The sequence below is a fragment of the Pantoea sp. alder81 genome (genome assembly GCF_020179835.1).
In the GTDB taxonomy this organism is placed as follows: Bacteria; Pseudomonadota; Gammaproteobacteria; order Enterobacterales; family Enterobacteriaceae; genus Pantoea.
This window is the reverse complement of sequence record NZ_JAIUDA010000005.1, coordinates 160,124-183,054: the sequence shown is the minus strand read 5'-3', so window position 1 is coordinate 183,054 and position 22,931 is coordinate 160,124. Positions and strand designations below refer to the sequence as shown.

At 49.1% G+C, this 22,931-nt stretch carries 20 protein-coding genes and 1 pseudogene; 9 read left to right on the top strand and 12 right to left on the bottom strand.

Annotated features, from left to right (window positions below; all coding sequences use genetic code 11):
- Positions 1-263: 263 nt before the first annotated feature.
- The 4 genes from LBW88_RS15525 to LBW88_RS15510 all read right to left on the bottom strand — a co-directional run bounded on the left by LBW88_RS15525 (position 264) and on the right by LBW88_RS15510 (position 5,978).
- A complete protein-coding gene (locus LBW88_RS15525) occupies positions 264-1,922 on the bottom strand; it encodes a bifunctional aspartate transaminase/aspartate 4-decarboxylase (protein ID WP_224933198.1) in 1,659 nt (552 codons plus the stop codon).
- An 84-nt stretch (positions 1,923-2,006) separates the two neighbouring features.
- Positions 2,007-3,692, bottom strand: a complete 1,686-nt coding sequence (gene aspT, locus LBW88_RS15520; RefSeq protein ID WP_224933199.1) for an aspartate-alanine antiporter — start codon at positions 3,690-3,692, stop codon at positions 2,007-2,009.
- 37 nt (positions 3,693-3,729) lie between these two features.
- The gene (gene aspT, locus LBW88_RS15515) at positions 3,730-5,430 is read right to left on the bottom strand and encodes an aspartate-alanine antiporter (protein ID WP_224933200.1); all 1,701 of its coding nucleotides are present in this window, start codon (positions 5,428-5,430) and stop codon (positions 3,730-3,732) included.
- Positions 5,431-5,711: 281 nt separating this feature from the next.
- Entirely contained in the window at positions 5,712-5,978 is a 267-nt protein-coding gene (locus tag LBW88_RS15510) for a DUF1471 domain-containing protein (protein WP_224933201.1), read from the bottom strand.
- Positions 5,979-6,495: 517 nt separating this feature from the next.
- Between LBW88_RS15510 and LBW88_RS15505 the strand changes: the two genes are divergently transcribed.
- Positions 6,496-8,103 carry a mechanosensitive ion channel family protein gene (locus LBW88_RS15505; RefSeq protein ID WP_224933202.1) on the top strand — a complete coding sequence of 536 codons (1,608 nt, stop codon included), beginning with the start codon at positions 6,496-6,498 and terminating at the stop codon, positions 8,101-8,103.
- A 248-nt stretch (positions 8,104-8,351) separates the two neighbouring features.
- Entirely contained in the window at positions 8,352-9,836 is a 1,485-nt protein-coding gene (locus tag LBW88_RS15500) for a GGDEF domain-containing protein (protein ID WP_224933203.1), read from the top strand.
- Positions 9,837-9,856: 20 nt separating this feature from the next.
- Here LBW88_RS15500 and LBW88_RS15495 read toward each other — a convergent pair whose 3' ends face one another.
- A complete protein-coding gene (locus tag LBW88_RS15495; RefSeq protein WP_224933204.1) occupies positions 9,857-11,251 on the bottom strand; it encodes a M24 family metallopeptidase in 1,395 nt (464 codons plus the stop codon).
- A gap of 306 nt (positions 11,252-11,557) precedes the next feature.
- Between LBW88_RS15495 and LBW88_RS15490 the strand changes: the two genes are divergently transcribed.
- From LBW88_RS15490 to LBW88_RS15480, 3 genes are all read left to right on the top strand, one after another.
- Positions 11,558-12,550, top strand: a complete 993-nt coding sequence (locus tag LBW88_RS15490; protein ID WP_224933205.1) for a sugar phosphate isomerase/epimerase family protein — start codon at positions 11,558-11,560, stop codon at positions 12,548-12,550.
- Positions 12,551-12,964: 414 nt separating this feature from the next.
- Positions 12,965-13,612 carry an N-acyl amino acid synthase FeeM domain-containing protein gene (locus LBW88_RS15485; RefSeq protein WP_224933206.1) on the top strand — a complete coding sequence of 216 codons (648 nt, stop codon included), beginning with the start codon at positions 12,965-12,967 and terminating at the stop codon, positions 13,610-13,612.
- 387 nt (positions 13,613-13,999) lie between these two features.
- Positions 14,000-14,923 carry a substrate-binding domain-containing protein gene (locus LBW88_RS15480; protein WP_224933207.1) on the top strand — a complete coding sequence of 308 codons (924 nt, stop codon included), beginning with the start codon at positions 14,000-14,002 and terminating at the stop codon, positions 14,921-14,923.
- A gap of 31 nt (positions 14,924-14,954) precedes the next feature.
- Here the strand turns inward: LBW88_RS15480 and LBW88_RS15475 are convergent, their stop codons facing one another.
- Positions 14,955-15,347: a tautomerase family protein gene (locus LBW88_RS15475; RefSeq protein ID WP_224933208.1), complete on the bottom strand. Its 393-nt coding sequence runs from the start codon at positions 15,345-15,347 to the stop codon at positions 14,955-14,957.
- A gap of 104 nt (positions 15,348-15,451) precedes the next feature.
- Between LBW88_RS15475 and LBW88_RS15470 the strand changes: the two genes are divergently transcribed.
- From LBW88_RS15470 to LBW88_RS15460, 3 genes and pseudogenes are all read left to right on the top strand, one after another.
- On the top strand, positions 15,452-16,330 hold the full coding sequence (locus LBW88_RS15470; RefSeq protein WP_224933209.1) for a LysR family transcriptional regulator: 879 nt from the start codon (positions 15,452-15,454) through the stop codon (positions 16,328-16,330).
- 16 nt (positions 16,331-16,346) lie between these two features.
- Positions 16,347-16,571, top strand: a pseudogene (locus tag LBW88_RS15465) (TonB-dependent receptor domain-containing protein); the annotation flags it as partial.
- 10 nt (positions 16,572-16,581) lie between these two features.
- Positions 16,582-16,815 (top strand): hypothetical protein, encoded by a 234-nt coding sequence (locus LBW88_RS15460; protein WP_224933210.1) that lies wholly within the window; start codon positions 16,582-16,584, stop codon positions 16,813-16,815.
- Position 16,816: 1 nt separating this feature from the next.
- Here the strand turns inward: LBW88_RS15460 and LBW88_RS15455 are convergent, their stop codons facing one another.
- The 3 genes from LBW88_RS15455 to LBW88_RS15445 all read right to left on the bottom strand — a co-directional run bounded on the left by LBW88_RS15455 (position 16,817) and on the right by LBW88_RS15445 (position 19,159).
- Positions 16,817-18,055, bottom strand: a complete 1,239-nt coding sequence (locus LBW88_RS15455; protein WP_224933211.1) for an aromatic amino acid transporter — start codon at positions 18,053-18,055, stop codon at positions 16,817-16,819.
- 111 nt (positions 18,056-18,166) lie between these two features.
- A complete protein-coding gene (locus tag LBW88_RS15450; RefSeq protein ID WP_224933212.1) occupies positions 18,167-18,955 on the bottom strand; it encodes a hypothetical protein in 789 nt (262 codons plus the stop codon).
- Positions 18,956-18,964: 9 nt separating this feature from the next.
- Positions 18,965-19,159, bottom strand: coding sequence for a hypothetical protein (locus LBW88_RS15445; RefSeq protein ID WP_034830156.1), 195 nt, complete (start codon positions 19,157-19,159; stop codon positions 18,965-18,967).
- Positions 19,160-19,230: 71 nt separating this feature from the next.
- Here LBW88_RS15445 and LBW88_RS15440 point away from each other — a divergent pair, with 71 nt between their 5' ends.
- Positions 19,231-19,458 carry a hypothetical protein gene (locus LBW88_RS15440; protein ID WP_224933213.1) on the top strand — a complete coding sequence of 76 codons (228 nt, stop codon included), beginning with the start codon at positions 19,231-19,233 and terminating at the stop codon, positions 19,456-19,458.
- Here LBW88_RS15440 and LBW88_RS15435 read toward each other — a convergent pair.
- The 3 genes from LBW88_RS15435 to LBW88_RS15425 all read right to left on the bottom strand — a co-directional run bounded on the left by LBW88_RS15435 (position 19,452) and on the right by LBW88_RS15425 (position 22,906).
- Entirely contained in the window at positions 19,452-20,462 is a 1,011-nt protein-coding gene (locus tag LBW88_RS15435) for a Gfo/Idh/MocA family protein (protein WP_224933214.1), read from the bottom strand. The two genes, LBW88_RS15440 and LBW88_RS15435, sit on opposite strands and share 7 nt — an antisense overlap.
- A gap of 33 nt (positions 20,463-20,495) precedes the next feature.
- Positions 20,496-21,317: a TIM barrel protein gene (locus LBW88_RS15430; RefSeq protein ID WP_224933215.1), complete on the bottom strand. Its 822-nt coding sequence runs from the start codon at positions 21,315-21,317 to the stop codon at positions 20,496-20,498.
- Positions 21,318-21,460: 143 nt separating this feature from the next.
- Positions 21,461-22,906, bottom strand: a complete 1,446-nt coding sequence (locus LBW88_RS15425; RefSeq protein WP_224933216.1) for a sugar porter family MFS transporter — start codon at positions 22,904-22,906, stop codon at positions 21,461-21,463.
- Positions 22,907-22,931 lie beyond the last annotated feature (25 nt).

The window sequence follows — 22,931 nt, the reverse complement described above, 5'->3', positions numbered from 1 at the left end:
CGTAGTGGGACTACTCTATTGAGGACAGTGCTTAACTATATAATTGTGCATGTAATTTATTTTTTTGGTCTTCGAGGATACCGGCCCGGACAGCGCAAAGTTACATCGTTACGCACCCCAGACTGTATTGTGCTACCACCTGTTGCAGAAAGCTTTACCGCTGTCTGTTGCCTGTTGCGCGCCGCCCCAACCCAATCTTTAAACTGTTGGTCGCGGCGGCGCCATCTAACGCTCAAGTTCAAACACAACTCAGCCCACTCACCTCATTTCTTTTTACTCTTAGCTTTCTCTTTACTAACCACCTTCGCAGCTTTCTCCGCTGGTGCCGGTTCGCTGGCACCCGTTTCTGCTATGAATTTCTCATAGTACTCACGCGCGAGTTTACGTATCGCCTTCCCGATGTTGGCGTAGTCATACTCATTGAGATTCGCCAGAGATACACGCCACGATGGATGCGGCGTACCAAATCCCTTGCCCGGCAACAAAATCACGCCGGTTTCTTCTGCCAGTTGGAACAGCGCCTGATTGGGTTTCATCCTACCCATCATCCATTTCACGAAGTCCGGTCCGTACATTTCGGTCGCCAGTTCTTCCAAATCCAGAAGATGGTAATAACGCACTGAATTGGCGTCCTTCGGCATTGGCAGCCCGAGTTCACGGTACAACGCCTCTTTACGACGCAGCACGATGCGTTTCATTTCAGCTTTGTAAGCGCCGGGTTCATCCATCAAACAGAACAGCGAGAATAACGTCATTTGCGCCTGCACCGGCGTGGAAAGTCCAGCGGTATGATTGAGAGCCACCGTGCGACTATCCGCCACTAATCGATCGATAAATTTAAGGCTTCGCGGTGTTGTGGTAATCGAGGTGTAGCGATGATCTAACTGTTTTTTCTTGGCTTCCGGCAAATCGGCGATCATCGCATCAATCAGGTTATCTTCGTGAGTTGCCACTACCCCCATACGCCAACCGGTTGCACCGAAATATTTAGAAAATGAGTAAACCAGGATAGTGTTAAAAGGACAAATGGCAAACAGAGAAACAAAGTTATCCGCAAACGTCGCATAAACATCGTCAGTAAGGATGATTAAATCAGGTCGTTGTTTAACGATTTCAGCAATATAAAGCAGTGTTTCATCATCGATTTTCACTGAAGGTGGATTACTCGGATTGACGAGGAAGAAAGCTTTAACCTTGGGATCCAGCAGCTTATCTAATTCATCATGGGTGAATTGCCATTTATTCGATTGCGGCGCATCAATATGGATAGTCTTCAGGTTGTAATCACTGAGTTCCGGGATCTCGATGTATGGCGTGAAAATTGGCATCCCTAACGCAATGGTGTCACCTTCACTGATAATATGGTTAGCTTTGAGGCTGGCGAATAAATACGTCATCGCCGCCGTACCCCCTTCCAGCGCGTACATATCAAATTTGCCGACAAACGGATAGGTGCCGACCATTTCATTGTGGATGTATTTACCAATAATCACTTCACTTATCCTGAGCATGCGGTCAGGGACTGGGTAGTTACAACCCAAAATCGCCTCACACATTTCATAGATAAAATCACCCGCATTCAGCCCCATCTGATCTCGCACATAGGACACCGCAGCTTCGATAAAGCGCACGCCGGGCACACTCTCGTGTTGTTTCGCAAACAACTCAAATCGTGCCTCAATGCCCTCGCGCTGCGGGAAACCGCCAACGTGCTCCATGTACATAAACGAGCGTTCTGCTTCGGTCATAGCAAACAGACCAAACTGGAAAAACCCATGCCGCGGTGTCGTCGCAAGAAAATTAGGATTGCCGCGACCTGCATTCAACATCAATTGATTACTTTGTACGGCCTGTTGCATTAATGCGTCTTTCAGTTCAAACGGGCTCAACAGCGCGAGCTTCTCGGGGTCGGTGAAATTCATGTCACTACTCCTTGCTGCATCATTGAAACGTAAATTACCAGCCAGGTTTTTTCCGGAACTGGCGACTTGTCATACAACACTTAACTAAACCAACGCGACGACCAGCGGCCCTAACAGGGTCAGAAATACATTGGCCAGAGCATAAGTGATGGCGAAGGGAACGGTTGGTACGGTGTTTTCTGCTTTATCCAGCACTTCACCAAAGGCGGGGTTAGCGCTGCGTGTCCCGCTTAACGCGCCGGCGAAAATCGCCGTATTGTCATAGCGCAGCACGTAGCGGCCGAATAGCATGGTGAGCACGAGGGGTAAAATGGTGACGACGACGCCGATGATAAGGATCTTCAATCCCTGGCTTTCTACGGTTTGCACCGCCTGCAAACCTGAAGAAATACCCACTACCACCACAAAAGCCGCCAGTCCGAGATCCTTTAATATTTGCACCGCACCGGAAGGCATATAACCAAATGACTGCCTGCGCGATCTAAACCAACCAAACAACAGGCCCGACAGCAGCGCCCCGCCACCACTTCCTAGCGTCAGCGGAATGGAGCCAATTTTTGCCGTTAACATCCCAACCAGTAAACCCACTACGAGACCTGCGCCCATATACACAAAGTCGGTTTTGGCACTGGGTACAATCGCGTGTCCAGCTTGATCAACTACGCGTTTCACATCATGTTCAGCACCAAACACCGTGACCACATCGCCCAGCATCAGCATGGTTTCAGGAAGTAATGGCAGCGCTTTGCCCTGGCGTGAGATCTGCGAAACATAAACGCCATGACGCACATCCTGCGCCACCGTTGATCGGATATCGCCAAAGGTGCGTTTATCTAAAAGCTTGTTGGTGATAACGACATCGCGTTTTTGCATGGTGAGTTCCATGCCCTGCTCATCCTGCAACTCCTTGCCGAGCCTTGCCGCGACAGTGACCATTGCGGAGCGGCGTCCAACGACCAGCACAATGTCATCTGCCTGCAAAGGCATGTCTGGCGTGGGTTCCATGATTTGTTTACCGCGCTTGACACGTTCGATCGTGATGGGTACATCCGTCGATTGTTCGAGGACCTGAATAGTCTCGGAGGTGTTGGCAGGCAATTTGAAGATACGTCCGACCAAATCGGGTGCGGCGGATTCCTGACCAGGACCGTAAACCTGTACTCCCGTCTGCAAGGCGTTCTCTGCTTTCAGCGCATCCTCTTTGATCGACCGGCCCATGAATTTGGGCAGCAAGTTGACGCAAACCAGAATGGCGCCAAACGAACCAAACACATAAGTCACGGCATAGCCGATGGCCACATTGCCCTGCAGACGTGTCGCTTCAGCGGCAGGCAATCCGAGTTTGGCGATGGCGTCACCTGCCGTTCCGATAATCGCAGACTGCGTCAATGCGCCAGCGGCAACTCCCGCGGCCAGGCCTTTATCCAGCTCAAACATTCTCGCCAAAACAACTACCGTGAGTAAGCCGGAAATCGCCAGAAATGCGGCAAGAATGATCTCTTTGATGGATTGTTTACCCAGCGATCGGAAAAAATCGGGGCCGCTTTCATAACCCACAGCATAGATAAACAGGGCGAACATCACGGCCTTCACCCCGTCATCAATGTGTACCCCGACCTGGCTGACCAGAACCGCGACCAACAGTGAACCGGCCACGCCTCCTAGCTGGAATTTACCGAATTTAATTTTACCGATGTAATAACCTACGGCGATGGACAGAAATAACGCAATTTCAGGCGATTTCTGGAACAAATCGTGTAACCAGCTCATGTGCGCTCCTGAGTTGTTAATGAGACAAAACGGACAGCTAAACAGGCTGCAGCGAACTGGCAAGCCCGACGATTAACGGCCCCATCAGGGGCAGCACAACATTGGAAATGGCATAGGTGATGGTGTATCCAAGGAGTGGTGTGGAATTTCCACTCGCATTCTGAATAGCGCTCAGTGCAGGCGTACTGCATTGTTGACCAGCAATCGCGCCTAATAACACCGGTGCTGGCAGCTTGAGCCACCAATGACCAATTAATAATGAGATAGAGGCAGGAATCACCGCGATGGCCACGCCGAGCAAAGGTAATGTGATGCCGTATTGCATAATGAGCGTAATGGCCTGCGGGCCGGAGGACAGCCCTACGCCTGCAATGAATCCCGCCAGCCCGAGATCCTTGAGTAACGCTAGCGCATCCGTATTAACTGAATGTAAATCTGCTCGTCTGCCGTGATACCAGCCCACCACTAATCCGACGATTAAGATGCCGCCACCGGTGCCAGCTGAAAAAGGGATTCCACCGAGGGTAAGTTTAAAACTCCCCAACCAGGTACCGAGTGCAATCACTAGCCCGGCGATACCCAGATTACTGGCGAGTTTGTCTGGGAGAAGTTTGCCGATAGTGTTCAACGCAGGAACAGGCAGCCGAGCACGATTAGGTTCGGCATCATAAATCTGCAGTACATCCTGCAATTGCAGGCGGGTTTCGGGCAGAGCGGGCAGTATAATTTCACCCCGCTTCACAGCCGCTACGTGTGCTCCAGCGGGTAAATTCAACTCGTATAGCGTTCTGTTCGCCATCGACGGTTCAAGTAAAACAAGGTGATAAGTATCAAGCGCAGAAGAAACTAAGTCACTATCGGGGATTTCGTTGCCTAGCGTGGCCGCAGCTTCAATTACCGATCCGCGATATCCCACCAGAAGGACGTGATCGCCACGGCGAAGCTTGAGTTGCGGTGAAAGTGTCAGTGTTCGACCATGGCGCTGCACGCGCACAATGCTACTTTGTTGTGCCAATCGTTGCTGGATATCAGCCACTCGATTACCCGCACCGGCTTGCACCTGATAAACACGACCCACGACGGCCGGTAAAGCAGAAAGTCCATTAGCGTCCGCCTGTCCTCCCATTTTTATCCAAAGTTTTTCTGCTTCATCACGTAAATTCACACGCAATAAAAGCGGAAAAATTTGGCTGGTCACGATCACAATGGTGATTAATCCGCAGATATAAGTGATGGAGTAAGCGGTTACAACGTTGCCTTGCAGACGCTGGATTTCACTGACCGGGATATTGAGACGTGATATTGCATCCGTAGCGGTTCCCACCACGGCGGATTCAGTTGCGGCACCCGCCATCATGCCGGCGGCCGTACCGGGATCCAGATGCATGAAGTAAGTTGCGGCCAGTACCAGCGTCAAAACAGCGATGACTTCAATCAAACAAAATATGCCGAGTTGAATATTTCGGGCATTAAGATTGGCAAAAAACTGCGGGCCACCGCTGTATCCTAAAGCAAAGATAAACAACATGAAGAAAACGTTTTTGAGGTCGTCATTAACTGAAATATGCAGTTGGCCGATCAGTAAAGCGGCAATCAATGTTCCACAAACGCCACCTAATTGAATAGGCCCAAGCCGAATTTGACCTATGGCATATCCCACTGTCAGTGAGAGAAAAATTGCCAGCCCAGGCACTGTCTGCAGCGCCAATATTATAGGACCAAGAAAATTACCAGACATAGTCAAATCCCTGGTTAATGAGCGGTTCCGATTTTACACGGAATTAACTTCGCCTTTTCGAGCAACATAAGGTGCTCGTATGTGAAAACTTTTCTATCACTAATAAAAATAAGAGATTACGTGGTGGTTTTGATTCTTATCAGATCGTTTTTGAAAAATTCTGTCTATTTATAAAAGTAGTTAAGGATATACCGAACGTTGGTTTTTTATAGAAAGTTAATTTTAATGGTAATAATGATCGCGCTATTGATAAGTTGCCCTGCTTTCACAGGGCATTGAATTCATTTGTAAACTGTAGCTGTACCTTGTACTTTTCCTTCCACCCTTGCAGAAGTAATGACGTAATATTTACCCCCCTTCTCATCGGCTAACTTAGAGAGCTCATCCTTGGCATCCTTGGGATCGGTAAAGGTGCCCGAAGTGGATACAGTCCCCACTTCAGTATGGTTTTTCGCCTCATCCTTGGAAATTTCCTGCGCGGCCATGACTGAAAATGACATCGACACAAAAACAACTGCAGATAATCCTATCGCATTGAATTTATTCATATCACCACCCAGATTGATGTAAGCCTACACAATTGTGTGCAGGCAGTAATAATGACTAGATGATAAACAACATAAAAGCAAAATAAATATTTCCAGCTTATGATGGTTGTCGTCAAAATATCTATAAAAACTGATTGTTAACAATTAGTATCATAGCCTTAAATCACCCTGAAAATTAAATTAACGAAATAAGATAATTCTTAAGGCGCGTATTCAATGTTTGATGTGGGGAAAGTGAAGCTAGACCTTTGTCACAATTTTAAAATGGCACTTGGCATTCCAGTTTTAACCCGCTATTGTCTTTTCATAATCAAAAGCATCTCATGCCAGCATGTTTACAAACACAACCATTATTATCTTTTTAATGTGGTATATCTTCCAATGAGTGACTCTGGCAGATAATAAAGTACTGACAACATTCAGACTTACTATCATCAACATCTTGAGCAAGTTAATTGCCCAATAATGGCGATCTTATCGCGCGCCAAACCATAGATTTACGTTGGGGTGCTGAGTCATGCAACGCATCATAATGTTATTGAGCGTCCTGATCCTTTTGACAAACGGTGCATGGTCGGCAGAACCGCGCCAGGCCCCAACGCCACAGGAACGTGCCCGTACATTGATTTTACTCAACCAGCCAGTGGTCATGCTGCAGGCAACCTTTGGACTGACAACTCCCGAGGAACGTATTAAGCGTATTGTCAGCAATGTACGAGCCTTAAGTGACGAAGATTTAAAACACCCCGTTGAGATTGAAATGCTGCATCGCTACCAGCAACAGGTCGTATTGTTTACCATCAACAATAAACCTTTCATGCTGCTGGCCGAGCAGGATCTTGATGAAGGCGACGATTTGACACTCGATCAGGCGGCACAGCGTGTACAGCTCCGTTTTGAAAATCTGCGCCATGCCTTGATCCAACAGTATTCCAGACACTATCTGCTGATCTCTGGTGGAAAAAGTATTCTCGGCTTTATGAGCCTGCTGCTATTGATTGTTGGTCTTGTGGGCATTAATCGTCTGGTGTCACGTCGTTTCCATGTTGAGGAATTAAAACCTCAAGGGAGCGTTCTACCCCCGCTGCGGCAGTTCGTACGCCCGATAGTGCAGCGAACGCTGAATATATTGTCACTCCTCACGGTGTTAATCGTGACTTATATCTGGCTGAGTTGGACGCTGCGGCTTTTCCCCTGGACTCGTACGTGGGGACAGGATTTAGGTGATTACGCGATGGCGCTAATGCAGGGCATTGCGCTAGCCTCACTAGCGGCATTGCCGGGATTGACCGTGGTCGCGGTCATATTCCTGATTACTGCTGGCATCATGAAGCTGATTAATCTCGCTTTGACTCGCATCGAACATGGCAAACTCAAAGTGGCCGGTTTTCATCCAGAAACATTGGGGGTCACGCGCCGATTGATTGGGCTAGCCATTTGGTTGCTGGCATTGTCAGCCGCTTATCCCTTTTTACCGGGTGCCAACACGCTGGCTTTCAAAGGAATTAGCGTATTTTTTGGCCTGATGCTGACATTGGGATCGGCCGGAGTGATGAATCATGCCATGAGCGGATTGGTGCTCACCTACTCACGGGCACTGCGCAAAGGCGACATTATCCGTATTCTGGAGCATGAAGGCGTCGTCACAGATGTGGGCATTTTAGCGACCAAAATTCAGACACGGGAAAATTACGATGTCACCATTCCTAACGCAGTCGTGGTAAGTGGCAAAATCATCAACCTGAGTAGCGCTTCTCAGGGCAAAACATTGAATCTCACCACGTCGGTTACCATTGGCTATGATGTTCCCTGGCGTCAGGTTCACGCCATGCTGCAACTGGCCGCCAGCAGAAGTGATTGCGTGAATGCGCTACCTACGCCGTTGATCAGGCAATTAGCTTTGCAGGACTGGTACGTTAATTATGAGTTGCAGGTGAGTTTGCCCCCAGGCACCGCGTTATCCGCTGCACGCACAGAACTCCACAGTAAAATCCAGGACGTATTTAATGAGTATGGTGTCCAAATCATGTCACCTAACTTCATAAGCCAGCCAGATCATCCTGTTGTCGTTAGCCGTGAGGCCTGGTTCACTCCTCCGGCTTCACCACCAGATCTGCGTGGATGAGCGATTACAGCAGGTTTAATTGGGCCTGATACTCAATATCCCGATGGCTCGATAAACCCATAGCCGCCAAAAAAGCGTGACGAACGTGTGAATGCATAAATTTTTCTTTACTCGGCTTATTACAGTTGCATGAATCCTGTAATATCTCATTCAGCCTACCTTTTCAGCATTCACAAAGAGTATCAATGCGTAAAAGTGTTCTCTCAGATAGCGCCCCTCGCCTGCTAAATACCTCTCTCGGAAGAAGTATGGCCGTATTTCTGCTATCCATCAGTTTACTGGTGGTGGCGATTAATGCCTGGTCTCTTTGGCACTCCTGGCAGCAGCACCTGATAGAGAAAGAGGAAGATGCACGTAACCTTTCGCTCTCATTAGCGAAACAAGCCGAGGATGCCTTCTTACAGGTCGATATTACCCTCGCGGATGCCGTGCGGCAGCTACGTCAAAACGGCAACAGCTTTGCGGCAACGCCGCAGTTCTTGCATCAAATAAAGGATCAGCAGAGCAAACTGCCGCAGCTTCATGGGTTGTTTGTTTACGATACCGAAGGACATTGGGTCGCTTCATCTGGCAACTTCACGCCGACCAATGCCAGTAACGCCGATCGCGATTACTTTGTCTGGCATCGGACGCATCCCAGTCTTGATATTCACATCAGCCATGTGATTCGTAGTCGTTCAACCGGTGACCTGGTGATCCCTGTTTCGGTTCGTCTCAATGATAATGCGGGCAATTTCGCCGGCGTTGCTCTGGCTACGGTCAAAGTGGATTATTTCCGTCAGTACTACAGCTACTACACGCTCGGGGATAAAGACGCGCTGGGCTTGATTCTGGCAGATGCCACGGCTCTCTACATCCGACCTTTCCCTGACACTTTCATTGGCAGAACCCTCTCCGCCAGCCCGTTGTTTAAAACCGAACTGAAATCGGCATCGAGCGGCAGTGCGACCTGGCGTTCAACGCTTGATGGTGTTGAACGTGTGTTCGGTTATGCACGACTGGAGCGCTATCCACTGATCGTGACGGCAGGATATGACCGCGACCGGATTCGTATGGAATGGATGGCGGCCAATCTGACCAATGTCTTGCTCAATGTTGTGCTGTTATTAACCATTACTGGCATGGGCGTCTTTGTATTACGCCAGGTGGGCACTAATGTGCGCAATCAAGTTGAACTCACCCATGTTCGTGATGAACTGACCACCATCAACCACACGCTGCAATCTTTAGCCTTGGTAGACGGTTTGACCGGTCTGGCTAACCGTCGTCAATTTGATGCGCTGTTGGAACAGGCGCTGCTTCGTTCAGAAAAGAATGACGAGCCGCTATCACTGGTGATGATCGATATCGATTACTTCAAGCGCTATAACGATACCTATGGTCACGTTGCCGGCGACGAGTGCCTGCAGGACGTGGGTCTGGCGTTAAAGGATAGCGTGCATTATCAGGGCGATATCGTGGCACGCTATGGTGGAGAAGAGTTTGCGATTATCCTGCCCAACACCTCAGCTTATGATGCAAAGAAAGTGGCGGAGCGCGCGGTGAGATTCGTTGCAGAAACGGGCATTGCGCATGAAAGTTCGGATCTCCCCGCTGGCGTAGTGACCATCAGCGCCGGTTACAGCACGCTGACGTCAACAGGTAAAACCGGCGAAGCGGATCAGCTGAAGCAGGATGCCGATAAAGCGTTGTATCTGGCAAAGCGCGGCGGACGTAATCAAATTAAGCCCTGATGCGCGCTGAACAGTGCAAGCTATTTCTCAACGCGGAGAGACAGGGTTTTAGCCAGCAAAAACGGCCTTAAATACCCGACAGCATTGGATAACGGCAAGACATCGGCATTGAGTTCAATGCCGATTTCATCGCGCAGGTAATCACGTCGGGTCGTAATTCGCTGCCAGAGCTTCGGATACGTTTCGGCGATCGCGGCCTGAAGTGATGAATCGGCCAACGCCACGCACTCTTCTGCGCTGACACCGTTATAGCCCGGCACAGAAGGAATGATATCAATCTGCAGCATCATGCCACTTTTTAAATGTTCGTCGGAATTTGGGTAAATCGGCGAAGACATCCATTCTTCATCCCCCACCAGGTGGCCCGGATTCAGATGCCAGCCAAAACGGGCTTTAGGCAGCACATTTTCGATCAAGTCATAAAGCTCACCGCCGGACATACCAACACGGATATTTTCAAGCCAGGCTACCTGCGCGGAAAAGTAAGGCTTAGCGATTCTCTCCAGCCAATCCTTCTGTGCATCGGGCAGTTCGGAAGGATGAGCAATTACGAAGGCAGATCGGCTGGACAGGCCGCCTTTGAATCCCGTGGTCAGCGACAGAGGATCGCCCTGCTGCACCTTTTTGTATGTAGGATAAAGGTTCGCATGATCGAAGCGAACGCCCGTGGCAGCAATGGATACCACAGTGTTGTATTGACCTTCTGCAGCAAGAAGCGCGCCTAAATCAACTTCTCTTACACCCACTTCAACCGCGTCTAGCGCATCAAGGATACAGTTGGATGCCAGATTGTCTCCATATTCATAATGTGCGATTTCATTGACGTTATTGGTCACTCTTGCACCGTTATCTCCACCAATGAACAAATGCGCCGCATTAAGCAATTCAGCCTCTTTGCTTAGCGTGCGTTGCACCGCGTCAACAATAAAATAAGGTACATCGAAATAGGCAGAACCATTGCCTGCGGCTGGGGTGAACATTTTCCATCCCACCAGGCCAACTTTGCCTTTATCACTCAGACCGGCAGATGCCAGAAGGTCTTCAAGTGGTGTTTCGTGGTCCATGGGCTGATTAGGCAGTGAAAACAACGGGCAATGATACAACGTGACAGGCAGGCGTGAAAATCGCGCCAATTTGAGATTCTCATTCCCCAGAATGACGGCGCAATGCCCACTGGCATCAATAATCAGCAGCCCTTCTTCAAAGCGCGGGATGAAACCGGTTAAATATTCAAAATTCCCGCCATGTTCTTTGTCTGCATAAATCACCAGCGCATCAAAACCGGCCTTGTGCATCTCCCGCAAAACCTTATTTTTTCGCTCCAGCATAGTTTCGTCGGTGAGGAAAACAGGTTCAACCTGGATAAATTTTATCGGTGATTTTGTCGGGCCAAGCTGGATTGACGGAGACTTCATGATGAATGACCTCAGGTTAACGTATTGAATGCTTCACTGACGTGCTTTGTATTGGCAGCAGGTTGCCAGATGTTTGAGCAAGTTAGCATCTGCGGATTTTAATTGTGCGCGGATAATGTCATGTGCGGTTCGTTGCCCACTTTAAGATTCGCAAATTTTGTGTGAGGCCACCCTCAATTTCTTCAATCAATGCTGGTTAAGCAAGAAGCTCAAGGCGCAGAATGGAATATATAACCGTTAGTGAATATATATTCAATCCATCATCGTAGCGCCTCGGATTACCCTAATCCCTAAGGAGAATGTCTTATGAGTGGTTACACCTACCCGAAATTTGGTGCCGGTTTATGGCATTTTGCTAACTATATTGATCGTTACGCCGTCGATGGATATGGTCCGGCGCTCAGCACGTTAGACCAGATCAAACTTGCTGGCAGTGTTGAAGACTTATCCTATGTTGATGTGCCCTATCCCTTCACTGAAGGCGTCACCGTTGCTCAGGTAAAAGAAGCATTAGCCGAGGCGGGTCTTAAAGCGATTGGCGTGACACCTGAAATCTATCTGCGCCGCTTTTCACGAGGTGCCTTTACGAATCCCGATCCAGCAGTACGCCAGCAGGCATTCAATCTGATGCATGAAGCCGCCACAGTCGTACGTGAGTTAGGTGCCAACTACGTGAAAATCTGGCCGGGGCAAGATGGCTGGGACTATCCCTTCCAGGTTGACCATAAAAACCTTTGGAAACTGGCAGTTGATGGCATGCGCCAATTGGCAAGTGCCAATCCTGATGTCAAATTTGCCATCGAATATAAGCCGCGTGAACCACGCGTTAAAATGACCTGGGATTCCGCTGCACGCACCTTGCTGGGAATTGAAGATATTGGCCTCGATAACGTCGGTGTGTTGCTGGACTTTGGCCATGCGTTATTTGCCGGGGAATCACCAGCAGACTCAGCCCAACTGATTATCGATCGTGGCAGACTGTTCGGCATGGACGTGAATGATAACTTACGCGGCTGGGATGACGATCTCGTGGTCGGCACGGTACACATGACAGAAATTTTTGAGTTCTTCTATGTGCTCAAAATCAATAACTGGGATGGCGTGTGGCAGCTGGATCAATTCCCCTTCCGTGAAGATCATGTTGAAGCCGCTAATCTATCAATTCGCTTCCTCAAGCATATCTACCGTGCGCTGGATAAGCTGGATATTGCCGCCCTGCAAGCGGCACAGAGTGAACAAAACCCGCTCAAAGCGCAGAGAATCATTCAAAATGCGCTGTTAAGCAGTATTGAAGACTAATCCCGCCGAGCCCGGCATTCTATGGCCGGGCAAGCTCATACCCTCCGATTCCCATCATCGAAATAGATAAATACAACTTACCTGTAAACCTGCGAAAATATAGGGTTTCATCACACTTATAGCTTCAGACCGGGTTTTAACTGGCCCAACCCCACCAAATACATAAGTGGATCTAATTTTTCATCTCAAAGTAATTCCATTGTTCATTTTTGTTTATTATATTAGCGATACTTTAACGTGGATGGGTTGAGGTATACCGTGAATTTATCAAGGAAATCAGTTATTACCAGCGCTATATCTGATGGCGTACTCAATAAGAGAACGCATAGAATCTGTAAAATACTTAATGATATTGATGACAGGATCAGCATTGCGCCTGCCACTGGTTTCATAGAGTTTCTTCAGGGAATGGAAATGACTAACGGCGAATACCGCCGAACTGGAATAGTAAAAGACAGCCGTTCTATTTTTCTCTACAACGAAGGACTGCTTAATCCCAACAGCACCCTATTCCTGGCGCGCAAAGAACAAGATATCCTGGGCACCATCAGTGTGATAGGCCGCCATGAAAACCACATCCCCTGCGCCAGATTATTCCGTGAAGAACTCGATGCACTGCGGCTGGAACAACGCAAGGTCGTTGAGTTAGGAACCCTATCCGTTAAACACCAATCGGAAAGTGAGAATCTGGTGTTTATGCTTTACCTTAAGATTATGATCTACACCATTTTCGTTGAGAAAGTGGATGATATTTTCATTCAGGTTAAGGCCAATGTTGCCTCATTTTACGTGCGTAATTTTTTGTTCAAGAAGGTAGGTAAAAGCAAGCTGCATCCGGATTACAGCAATCTTGAAGCTTCCCTGCTGCGTGTGGATGTGAAAAGTATTCGCGAAAAAATTTACGTACAGAAGTGTTATGGTTCAATGGGTTGGCTGCGCATCCTGAATGAGCTTGGGTTGCTAAAGCAATACAGGGTGATCGCTCACCAATGCCGGCAGTGCTCTCGATTCACGCCGGACAAACGCGATGCAGAGGTCTATCAATACCTGTGTAATCTTTAACTGCCCTTCGATATTTAGCCCTGCTTAAAAATATTCTCTATGCGCGCTTTTGCTGCTGGTCAACTTAATACGGCTCAGTAGCTTCAAGGTGCGTATTTAAGAGTTCACAGCACTGTATGTTGTAACTTTAAAGTATGATGAGCATGAGGACAATGTTACAAACTTTGCACCCGGTAGCATTTCTAGGATTTTCTCTCCATTTATCCATTGGTTTTTGTGATCCGGGTGAAGGAATCGATTTTCACCACGTTGACTAATTTTCAACCTCCCCTGAAAGTAAAGAGGAGTGCTCAGGGCAACGGAAAAAATGCAGGATATGAAATATTATCAGGCATTGATTTGCACCCGGGTGCATAAAACCCCCTCCCACCCTACAGAGATATAAAAATGAATATAATCAAAGCAATAATCATCGCCTGTGGTTTACTTAGCGTGTTTGATGTTCAAGCTAAAACGTACATGGTGGGCGTTGCCCTGGCCAATCTGGATCTTAACTTCGTTTCGATCCTGCGCAGCCAAATGGAAACGCAGTTGAAGGAGAAAGGATTGAACAGCCAGTTTGCGGATGCCAAAGGGGATGTCTCACTGCAAATCCAACAGGTCGACGATTTTATCAATCAGGGTGCGGACGCCATTATCGTCAACCCGGTAGACACGCAAGGTGTCATGCCTGTGATTGCTGCGGCGAAGAAAGCCAATATTCCGCTGATATTCGTCAACCGTAAACCTGAAGTGACATTGAGCGGTAAGATGGCTTACGTTGGCTCTGACTCTGCGTTGAGCGGAAAAATGGAGATTGAAGCGCTGGCAAAACGCATGAACAACCAGGGGAACATCGCCATCCTGATGGGGTCACTCTCCACCGAAGAAGCCCGCCAACGCACCAAAGCGGTCGAAGATTATGTCAGCGCCCACCCCGGTCTTAAAGTTATTCAAAAACAGACAGCCAACTGGCAGCGTAACGAAGCTGTCGATAAAACCCTTTCGTGGCTGCAAGATGGCAACACCATTAATGCAATAGTCGCAAACAACGATGAGATGGCAATTGGGGCGATTATGGCACTGGATCAGTTGAAGAAGAGCGATGTGTTAGTGGCAGGAATCGATGGCACACCGGATGGATTGCAGTTCATCAAGAACGGCAAAATGGCTGTCACCATTTTCCAGGATGCGAAAGGTCAGGCTATCGGAGCAGTCAATGTGGCAAGCGACATGCTGAACGGCAAGCAAACCGAAGCCTATAACTGGATACCCTATCAGACCGTGACGAATGAAAATTATCAGTCGTTTACTGACAAGAATCAAAAATGAGACGGAAGGCGGCCCGCTGGGCCGCCGAGAATTACGGGTGTTGATGACGCCATTCCTGAGTACGGCCACCATAGCCATACGCCGCCGCACGTGCATCAATGAGATGAACATAACTTTCCTGATGTAACTCAGGTCGCAAAGCGCTAAGTGCATTAAAGACTTCTCGCACATAACGCGATTTTTCAGCTTTGGTATTGGTTTCATCGGTGATGCTGATATCCAGATGAAAAGCGCTTCCTCCTGTTTCATCCAGTGCAACTCCGCCGATAAACCACTGGTCGGCGGGAATAAACTCTACAGCGGTTGCCATTATTGCACGATCTTTACCAAGCACTTCTGCGGTTAAATCGTTAATGGTTTTAACTGCCTTTCTCATCAAATCACTGTCACGTTCGCCGGATAACTGCAAAACAATATGTGGCATGTTAATGCTCCTCATTGTGGGTTCATCACCACTATTGCGCATTGCATTACCATCTGTAAAACCGGATTATATGATGTCATCCAACCAATTAACCGATGGATAAAATGAACAGCTTCGATATGGAACAACTACGCAGCTTCGTCACCGCTGTTGAATCCGGAAGCCTGACTGCGGCGGCACCGCTGCGCTGCCTGTCGCAATCAGCACTGAGTGAGCAGCTGCGTAAATTAGAACAACATGCCAATCAAACCTTACTGATTCGAAGTAAAAGTGGCGTTGTTCCCACGGTTGCCGGAGAAAAACTGTTACCGCATGCAAGGCAGTTGCTGGCGCTTGCCGATGCGGCATGGCGCGATCTGCAAGGCGTTTCGCTCAGCGGTGAAATTTGTCTCGGCATCACGGATTATTGTCGACCCGCAGATATGGTGAATTTACTGGCGGGGTTTGGTCGCCACTATCCGCATTTAAGACTGCGAACTTTGATGGGGAAAAGTAGTGATATCGAAAACGCCTGGCAACACGGTGAAATCGACCTCGCGATAGTCATGCGAATTCCTGGGATTCACCCCGCCACCTCTCACCCGCGAGAAGTTTTATTAATGCGTGAGGCTATGATGTGGGTGGGTAACTTACCCGCCGTGGCAAACGAGCCTGTACCGCTAGCCTTATTACCTGAAGGTTGTTCATTGCATCGCCTGGCTTGTCAGACCCTGAAACAGCATCAACGACCCTTTTTTATTCGTCACATAACTTCGGGTGTTCGCGGACTGCAAACAGCGCTGGTCGCTGGGCTGGGCATTGGCTGCCTTAATCAATCAGCTGTTCCCACAGGTTTGCACAACGTTGAAGCAATGAATTTACCTTCGCTTCCGCAGGCAGAGTTTATCCTGCTTCAGGGACCTGATGATGATAGCAGCAAAGCAAAAACGTGTGCCGCTTTCAGTGAGATTTTGAAGAGCACCTTGTCAGGAAGGATGACTTAAAGGCAACCAGAAAGTGAGTGGTGAATTGACCTCTACTGCCAGTCCTTACGATCGCGACAAGCGTTCCGGAACTGAGACGCACGCCTGGTATATTGATGACCGCATTGATATTGGCAACTGGACCATCACGCCTGGCATGCGTTTCGAACACATCAGCTCCTATCAGCGCAATGCGATTCGCGGCACTCAACAGGACGTCAGTTACAACGCGCCACTGCCTGCGTTGTTAGATATCAATCATAATGAAGTTGATGGTGGAACTCAAAGCACAGGTTAAAACCGTGATTACCGTGCTGCATGACCTCAACCAGGCCGGTCGCTATTGCGATCACCTGGTGTTATTGAAACAGGGGCAATTGGTGACACAGGGCACACCGACAGAAGTATTAACGCCACCGGTATTACGTGAGGTTTTTCAGATCGAGGCCAGCGTGGTGGCCGATCCATTATGCGGCGCACCACTCTGTTTATTTCACGATGTCTGAATTAAGCGCTGCCAAAGGTGGGCAGCCAACCCAGCCAGCTCAGTGACCAGGCGAGGATATTCAGCACACCGAAAATCATCACCAGCACAATTGAGAGCGTGGAACGCGGCATCCCGGCAAAACGCTGTTGTGCCTTCCATGCCAGCATCGCCGGGATAAAAACAGCCCAAAGCGTAGCAAACAGCCCCGCAAAGCCAATCGCGGCGACAAAGCCATGCGGCCAGAGTAATGATGCGATTAACGGCGGCAGAAAGGTCAGACAGGCAGTTTTCAGACGTGCAACAGGCGAATTGCCCCAGCCTAAACGATCGGTGATGAAGTCAAACAGTCCGGCGGTTACGCCAAGAAAGGACGCAATCACAGCAAAATGCGAAAAAATGGACATCATTAATGCCAGGGCGCTGACATGCAGATGATTGCTCAGGGCCGCCATCAGCGCGGCGATGTCGCCACCTCGCTGCACGATCGCGGGGAAGGCCGCGCGGGGTAGATTGCCCATGGTGCTGGTAATCCAGAACAAATAGAGTGCCAGCGACATCAGAGTACCTAACACTAGCGCTTGTGTGATATGCCGTTTGTTGCCGTCGTAGTAGCTTACCAATCCGGTGATATTGCCGTGATAGCCAAAAGACGCCAGACAAAACGGCAATACACCGAGGGCATAAGGCCAATAGCTTTCTCCCGTTGGTGCAGTGCTGATTAAGGAAGGCAGACTGACCTGAGTGAGTAAGCCACCGAATAGCAGGATCAGCAGCAGGATTTTCGCCAGGACGCAGAAAGTCATTAAGCGGCTCACGCCGGTCGTGCCAAGCCACACCACGGCGGCAACGCAGAGCGTAAGCGCAATTTTCGCGCCTGCGGTGGAGAGCGGCAGCCCCGCCAGGTTCAGCGAGTGTTGATAAACCGGACCGCTGGCGGAGATGTAGGCATAAGTCAGGATACCTAATACAAATAAAATGCTCAGACCGTTAAGCACTGCCCAACCGCGACCCAATAAATCTTTGGTTAAGGTGTCGTAACCGGATCCCTGTGGATAGTGCAGGCTGGTGCGCATGAACAGCAAACCGGATAGCAACATCGCGCCCCACGTCACCAATAACAGCAGCAGCGCCCAGCCAAACCACGCACCGGCCATCACAATCGGCAATGTGAACATACCCGCGCCCACCACTGTGCCGCAGATAATCATCGCGCCCCACCAAACGGATGGCTGGCGACGGCTAAAGGTTAACTCCGTCATAATTAAATCCCTGCAAACATCAAAGGCGGCGATATTACACGGAAAGAGGCTTGAGGGAGAGGCAACGGCATCAGGTCGTGGTGCGGTGAGTGTCAGCTTAGGGTGACAGCGTCACTCGCTGGTGGCGTGTTCAGACTTGTTGTTGATGAATTCATCGAAACATTGGTAAGTGCTGGTATCAAATAACGAAATGGCTTCAACCTCATTCATTGGAATCACATGCCGGAAATGTTGCAGGTTCAATCCCTTTGAGTCCGCCGTAATCCCCTTCTTGAGATAGAGTTCGTAATAACGATGTTGTTCGTGATAATACAACGTGTCCTTATCCCGGTAGCCACTGATGCAAGGGATGATAGAAAGGTGCTGGGTGAGACTGTGCTCTATACGGGGTGCGGCGACATAACCAATGTAGACCTTGCGTGATTTAAGCGTAACGAAAATCAACATGTCCTCATCAATAGCCTGAACCAGCAGGGATTCAATCGCATCCATGGCAGCCATTTCACGATAGGCGGCCTGACGGACGCGTTCGTCACGCAAGGATTTTTGTGCGGCATCACCTGCCCTCCAGGCGATAAAACATCCTGCACACAAAGAGAGAATGAAAAACAGTGGATATGAGAGAGCCGTTTTGTTCGTTAACCACGAATAGAAGTCTTTGATGCCATAGGTGGACACAAACAGATGGGGAATTGAAATAATGAGACTAACAATCAGTAAAAACAGGTAGATGAACAGAATCAGGCAAAATCCCTGAATGACAAACTTGCAGCCATGCATGGCAACATAAAAGTACGATGTCCAGCCATTAGTTCTGGCCTGGCGTATGCGTGATTGATAATGATTTTCTGTAAACCAAAAGCCACAGACCAATACCACCATAATCACCAACGGACCCATCGTTAATCCTTAACGTTTCGCGGCCAATTCCTTCATGCGAGCCTGCATGGAATCGCGGACCTGCGGATTACTCATATTTAACCAGGCATTACCGTTCGCATCAGTGATAATTTTGCTGTCATTTGACTGCTCAATATCCTGCTGGTTGATTGATTGCATCAATCGCCCCGGCATGCTGAGAAAACGCTCCAGAAATTTTGGCATATGATCTCCTGACTTCACGAAGTTTAAACCGTCAACGGGCATCAACCGTTTCAACATGATGCCTACTCAAAGTGAAAACTCAACCTTTCCTTAAATTTCGACATTTAAATGTGGGCAACATTCAATCTAAGTCTGAAAAAGTAACCCTTTTAGAAGGCAAAACAAGCCATCTCGCTTTAAATGAACTGAATATTTATACAGCACTGAGCGGTGAATCTCCAACGATAAATCAAGCACACTTGCTGACGCTGGCTACTGACAAGGGCGCACCAGGGGTGCGCCCTTGCATCCATCATTGATAAAACGCGGGGCGTGGAGGCATAGTAATCGGCACAATTTCACCGTTATTCTGTGCGGCAACACAAGCATCAGCGGCAACAGCAGCAGCATAGCCATCCCAGGCAGATGGGCCAGTCATGTTGTCAGACAACACATTGTTAATGAAATCCTGCAATTCCACATCATAGGCATCGATGAAGCGCTTTTTCCAGTCGGTCAGAATTCCCGTGGAGAGCTTAGCCGCACTGCGCGTCTGGATAGACATCGGCTCAGGCAAGCTGGCAATTCCGGTTTCACCCACCACTTCGCACTGGATGTCATAGCCGTAGGCGCAGTTGACGAAAATTTCGACGTCAATGCGTACGCCCTTCGCCGTTTCCAGCAGCACTATCTGTGGATCCTTTAGATGGGATGAGGCTTTACGAGTTTTACGCGGATAAATCACCTGAGCACTGACGTAATCGTCTTTAAGCAACCAGCGCAGAACATCCAGCTCATGAATCAGCGTATCGGTAATCGCCATGTCTGTGGTGTATGAATCGCCGACTTCCGGGTTACGATGCGCGCAGTGCAGCATCAAAGGCTCGCCAATTTCACCGCTATCAATCACGTTTTTCAATGCTCGATAACCACTATCATATGGACGCATAAAGCCAACCTGCACCCGTTTTTTCCCCCCGGCGATTTCCGCTTCCACAATATTCATACAGCCCTGCGCTGTCACCGCCAGCGGCTTTTCACAGAACACGGCTTTACCGGCTTTAATCGCTGCCAGCACAAATTCTTCGTGCGTTGGGCCCCATGATGTCACCAGAATAGCCTGCACGTCCGGGGCATTGATCAGGTCATGTGCATTGTCATAGATCTCGGCTTTAAGCCCGAGATCGCTAATGATCTGTTCACAGTTCGCACGGTTGATATCATTCAGTGCAACTACGCGGGCATTTTGCAGTACCTGACTGCAACGGCGAATGTGTTCGCGGCCGATTGCGCCAGTGCCGATTACACCAATATTGAGCGTCATGATTTGTTCCTTCGATCTTCTGTACAAGTAAAATTAATGGTTCAGATAGTCAATGCTGGTACGAATTTCACGCGCGATATCCGCTTCGCTCCACGCATCCATCGCTGACGAGAAGGGTTCGAACGCGTAAACTCCGGTGTAACCCATCTCCTCCAGGCGCTGGACTTGCTGCTTCGATTGCAGCCGATCATCAGCACTGAGCATGATGCGTTCTTCATCGGTCAATACTGCGACTGGACGTGCATCTGTCACGCCCGACAGGTGCACCAATCCGATATTGTTGACGTCAATGCCTCTGGCGAAGTCTTGCTCTGCCCCTTCATACAAATGATGATGGAAGGTATCGAGTACGATTTTGAATGGCACACCCGCCTGCTTAATCAGTTTTTGTGCCAGCGCGGCTGAACGCAGTGAACTCTGCGGAAAGCCCAGCGGCTCCACCAGCCCTTCGATGCCATATTCGTCAAATAGCGGTGCGAGGGTTTTTAATGCCGCCACCGTTTGTTCGCTGGAGATAACCGTGCCGTCATTTAACGGACACAACACCAGCGCTTTCGCACCCGTTTCACGCGCGTCTTCTAATAAACTCCGCGTTTTTTCTAATACCTGATCGGATAATTGGTTAAATGGATAGACGGCATTAATCGTTTCAATAGTGAGTGCGTTTTCAACGGCAAGCTTGCGAATTTCTTCGCCACCTAAACCATCCGTTACACTCCCACCCTTCATATCATTACGAATTTCAACTTTATTTAACCCCAGGTCTTTCACCAGGGTGAAAAACTGATTGATAGTTAAATTAGGTGCAATTTTACGGTTCACACAAAAGCGGTCATTACTTATTTTATACGTCATGATATTTCCTGAAATAATGATCAGTTTTTTAAATTTTTTTCTGCAGCGCTTAACTGATTTGATAGTAATTTATCTTTTTCATCTGTACTGCTTAAACGTTGAGTGATTTACATCAACGTTATGCAGATACAGAATCCTCACCGTTAAGGCTTACCGTCGTACAACGCAAAGAAGTAATGCTCGACCTGTTCGAGACTGCGACCACGCGTTTCCGGGATGGTGCGCAGTACAAACATCGAGCCGCCAATACCAATGATTGCGAAGGTGAGGAAAGCACCAGCCAGACCAAAGGCAGCCAGCAATATCGGGAATGCCATTGAGATAGCAAAGTTGGCCATCCATAAAGCAAATACCGCGCCTCCCATGCAAATTCCACGCATTCGCGCGGGGAAGATCTCCGACAGCAGCAACCAGGTTACCGGAGAGAGTGCGCCTTGCTGGAAGCACAGGAACATCAGCATGCCAGTCAATACCAGATAAGCGCGCAGCAGATTAACCTCTCCGCCCGCCAGATATTCCGGCATGAAGAAGCACACGGCGGCAATAAAGAACAGGCACGCCGTGCAGCCCATTTGCCCTACCAACACCAGTGGCCGGCGGCCGATTTTGCCTATCATCCAAATGCCTACCAGGGTCATCAGCACGGAAATGACGCCGTTCGCTATGGTGGCAAACAGTGCGGCATCATTACTCAGCCCGGTCGCAGTCAGCATAGTTGGCGCGTAATACATAATGGTGTTAACGCCCGTCAACTGCTGGATGGCGGCAATGCCAATCCCTAACAGAAATACCTTACGCAGCCAGGGAGTGCGCAGATCGCGCAGTCGGCCTTTGCCTTTCTGACGGTTTTCCTCAATGGTCTCTTCAATTTCCTCCAACTCCCACTCAACATCTTCAGCCGCACGAGTCTTCTCCAGTACTCGCCTGGCTTCAGGGGTATTGCCTCGCATCACAAGCCAGCGTGGACTCTCCGGCATGAAAATCATACCCAGCCACAACATCACTGCGGGAACCGTAGAGAGTGCCAGCATCCAGCGCCACGTATGTTCACCACCCCAGATTTCATTGAAGGTCGCATTCGAGACATAGGCCAGCAGTTGACCCGATACAATCATCAACTCCTGCAGGGTCACCAGTTGGCCGCGTTTGTTGGCGGGCGCGATTTCAGCGATATAGACCGGCACGGTCGCCGCCGCACCGCCCACGGCAATACCGAGAAAAAGGCGTGAGACAATCATCGACACCACATCCGGTGCAAAGGCGGAACCGACTGCGCCAAGGGCAAAAATAAATGCCAGTGAAATGATGATTTTGCGACGGCCCATGGCATCAGCAAAGTGCCCGGCGAGCAGAGCGCCGAACGCAGCACCAAACAGTAACGAGCTGGTGACCAGCCCGGTAGTAAAAGGGGTTAATTGCAGGTCACTGCGCATAAATAACAGCGCACCCGATACCACCCCGGTATCGTAGCCAAATAATAATCCGCCTAAGGTTGCCACCAGTGCAATAATCTTCACAAAGGGCTCAGTTCGCGTCACGCTATTTGGACCTGACGCGGTGTTCGTCGAGATATACAGTTCTTTTTCCATAACCTCTCCTGGTAAAATGCATTTG

Excerpts from the sequence above, each read along its gene's own strand:
- LBW88_RS15480 (WP_224933207.1), top strand. The coding sequence starts at position 14,000 with ATGAATATAATCAAAGCAATAATCATCGCCTGTGGTTTACTTAGCGTG.
- LBW88_RS15495 (WP_224933204.1), bottom strand. The coding sequence starts at position 11,251 with ATGAAGTCTCCGTCAATCCAGCTTGGCCCGACAAAATCACCGATAAAA.
- LBW88_RS15475 (WP_224933208.1), bottom strand. The coding sequence starts at position 15,347 with ATGCCACATATTGTTTTGCAGTTATCCGGCGAACGTGACAGTGATTTG.
- LBW88_RS15425 (WP_224933216.1), bottom strand. The coding sequence starts at position 22,906 with ATGGAAAAAGAACTGTATATCTCGACGAACACCGCGTCAGGTCCAAAT.
- LBW88_RS15485 (WP_224933206.1), top strand. The coding sequence starts at position 12,965 with ATGACTAACGGCGAATACCGCCGAACTGGAATAGTAAAAGACAGCCGT.
- LBW88_RS15490 (WP_224933205.1), top strand. The coding sequence starts at position 11,558 with ATGAGTGGTTACACCTACCCGAAATTTGGTGCCGGTTTATGGCATTTT.
- aspT (WP_224933199.1), bottom strand. The coding sequence starts at position 3,692 with ATGAGCTGGTTACACGATTTGTTCCAGAAATCGCCTGAAATTGCGTTA.
- LBW88_RS15445 (WP_034830156.1), bottom strand. The coding sequence starts at position 19,159 with ATGCCAAAATTTCTGGAGCGTTTTCTCAGCATGCCGGGGCGATTGATG.
- LBW88_RS15460 (WP_224933210.1), top strand. The coding sequence starts at position 16,582 with ATGGTGGAACTCAAAGCACAGGTTAAAACCGTGATTACCGTGCTGCAT.
- LBW88_RS15500 (WP_224933203.1), top strand. The coding sequence starts at position 8,352 with ATGGCCGTATTTCTGCTATCCATCAGTTTACTGGTGGTGGCGATTAAT.
- LBW88_RS15450 (WP_224933212.1), bottom strand. The coding sequence starts at position 18,955 with ATGGGTCCGTTGGTGATTATGGTGGTATTGGTCTGTGGCTTTTGGTTT.
- LBW88_RS15505 (WP_224933202.1), top strand. The coding sequence starts at position 6,496 with ATGCAACGCATCATAATGTTATTGAGCGTCCTGATCCTTTTGACAAAC.
- LBW88_RS15525 (WP_224933198.1), bottom strand. The coding sequence starts at position 1,922 with ATGAATTTCACCGACCCCGAGAAGCTCGCGCTGTTGAGCCCGTTTGAA.
- LBW88_RS15510 (WP_224933201.1), bottom strand. The coding sequence starts at position 5,978 with ATGAATAAATTCAATGCGATAGGATTATCTGCAGTTGTTTTTGTGTCG.
- aspT (WP_224933200.1), bottom strand. The coding sequence starts at position 5,430 with ATGTCTGGTAATTTTCTTGGTCCTATAATATTGGCGCTGCAGACAGTG.
- LBW88_RS15470 (WP_224933209.1), top strand. The coding sequence starts at position 15,452 with ATGAACAGCTTCGATATGGAACAACTACGCAGCTTCGTCACCGCTGTT.
- LBW88_RS15435 (WP_224933214.1), bottom strand. The coding sequence starts at position 20,462 with ATGACGCTCAATATTGGTGTAATCGGCACTGGCGCAATCGGCCGCGAA.
- LBW88_RS15455 (WP_224933211.1), bottom strand. The coding sequence starts at position 18,055 with ATGACGGAGTTAACCTTTAGCCGTCGCCAGCCATCCGTTTGGTGGGGC.
- LBW88_RS15430 (WP_224933215.1), bottom strand. The coding sequence starts at position 21,317 with ATGACGTATAAAATAAGTAATGACCGCTTTTGTGTGAACCGTAAAATT.